General features: G+C 66.5%; 2 protein-coding genes. Both read right to left on the bottom strand.

Going from position 1 to position 2,085, the window contains the following annotated elements:
- A partial coding sequence (locus tag FFT21_RS28285) for a helix-turn-helix domain-containing protein (RefSeq protein ID WP_225978843.1) occupies positions 1–198 on the bottom strand: 198 nt, incomplete at its 3' end.
- 72 nt (positions 199–270) lie between these two features.
- A complete protein-coding gene (locus FFT21_RS28280; RefSeq protein WP_137816955.1) occupies positions 271–1,572 on the bottom strand; it encodes an IS256 family transposase in 1,302 nt (433 codons plus the stop codon).
- Positions 1,573–2,085 lie beyond the last annotated feature (513 nt).

Here is a 2,085-nt window from a genome sequence, read left to right as displayed (position 1 = left end):
GTTGCCGGTGGGCACATCGGTTCCGTCGACCAGGACGAGTCGGCCGCGGATCGCCTCTTCGAGGTTCGGAACGTGCAGGCACAACGCCTGCCCGATCAGCGGAAGTATGGATCGATAAACTCTTGATACGGTCGACTGGCTGACTCCGAACAGGTCGCCCACAGCCGCCTGGTTCAGATTCTGCCGGACGTATACCAAGGTGAGTACGACAGCGCGATACGAGGTTGTCCCGACGTTCGTAGAACTTCGGTGGCGGCCCGGGTGTGATCCTCAGGCGGCGGTCACCGGTTCATGATGCCGACTGTCACCGACTTTCTCGGTCGCGACATGCCGTTCCAGTGCTGCACGTAGGCCGGGGAGGTGGAGGTGGCCGTTGACGCGACGGAACTGCTTGCCGGCTTCGAGCATGCCGGCCGCACACCAGCGCAGCGCCATCTGCCCGTCCTGCCAGCGCTTGACGTTGCGCGAGTGGTCACGACAGATCTCGATCATGCTCTCGATGGCATTGGTGGAGCGCACCGTCCGCGCCAGCGTGGGCGGGACGTGCAGCCGTAGGACGGTCAGGGTCTCGGTCAGGCCCTCGCGCAGGCTGGCGGCCGCACCGGGATGCGTGCGCTGCAGCTCCCCTGCCAGCGCCTCGAGCTGGGCTTGGGCGGTCAACGCGGAGTCGGCGTGGTAGGCGGCGCGCATCCGCTTGCCCACCACCGAGCGCAGCTTGTCCGGGAGGCGGTCCTGCACGTTGCGGATCTTGTGGAGCTGGCAGCGTTGGATCACCGGATGGTCGAAGACCTCGCGGATCGCGGCGTGCAGCGCCTTCGACCCATCGATCACCGCGAGAATGGGGCGGGTGACATCCAGGCCCCGCTCCCGCAGGCCCACGATCAGCTCGCGCACCAGGGTCGCGTTCTCCGTCGAGCCCTCGACCAGCGCTAACGGGTGCTTGGTCCCGTCAATGCCGATGCCCAGGGCGACTACGCAGCAGTGCTCGGCGAAATGCACCCCGTCGACGAGGAACGCCACCAAGTCCAGCCCGGACAGATCCGCGGCCAGCAGCTCGGCCAGGGCGGTCTCCGTGGCGGCGACGAACCGCCGCGACACCGCCGACTTACTCGTCGCCGTCGCGGACTGTTCGACCTGCTCACCGACCGGCTCCAAACCGACGCCGTAGCGGCGGGTCGACAACCCGGCCAGCATCCGGTCCATGGCCATCCGCCCGAGTGTCTCGGTGCCGGTGAAGGCCGCATACGAGGAAAGCGGCACCTCCGCCGACCCGTCGGCGGTGCGCACCCGAGGCCGGGTAATGGGCACTCGTCGCCCACCCAAGGTCACCGAGCCGCGCTCTCGGCCATGCCGCACCGCGGCCCGGTCCGGATCGTGCTGACCGCGCGGCCCGCAGGTCGCGGCCACCTCGGCCTCCATCATCGCCTGCATGACCTGCAGGCCCGCGCCCACGGCCAGGGCCAACAGCCCCTCGCGCACGTCCACGGCGATCTCGTCCAGTGCCACGGTGACCCGCTCCGGCACGGCCGGGCGGGTCGAGTCGGTGCCGGTTCTCTGGTAATCCTTACCCACGGCGGTCCCCTTGCTGTTCGGGTTGTCCTGGCAGACGCCCGAATACCTACCCCACGGCAGGCATCAGGCGGGGGACCGCCACCTCAAACTTCCACGATCGTCGGGACAACCTCGCGCGATACAGTCCCACCACCGGAGGCCAGACTTGCTTTTTATTACAGGAGACGATCTGCCAAATGCGAGCAACAAGCTCCTCGATCTGGTCGGCAGCAAGTCCTGTAGTAGACTGGTAACGCAACGGCCCCGCCTGTAAGTCGTGTTCTGTGGTAGGAAAACGATCTTATCTGATCGGGGTCGTTGCCCTACTTTGAGGTGATCAAGCCGGCCTGAATAACGCTCATGGTTGTCCTCAACGCCGATGTCGATATCTCGCCGTCAGACCCGGCGAGACACTACTGAGGTTGAAAGGCCGGGGTGTCACGGTGGCTTGGTCGCGGGGAGCAGCCCGGTCTCGGTGATGAAGGCGTCGATGAGGCCGGGGCGGTACTGCATCCGCTTGAGACGGGTCTTCAC

The sequence above is a fragment of the Gandjariella thermophila genome (genome assembly GCF_005405885.1).
In the GTDB taxonomy this organism is placed as follows: Bacteria; Actinomycetota; Actinomycetes; order Mycobacteriales; family Pseudonocardiaceae; genus Gandjariella; species Gandjariella thermophila.
This window is presented reverse-complemented; position numbering and strand designations above follow the sequence as displayed.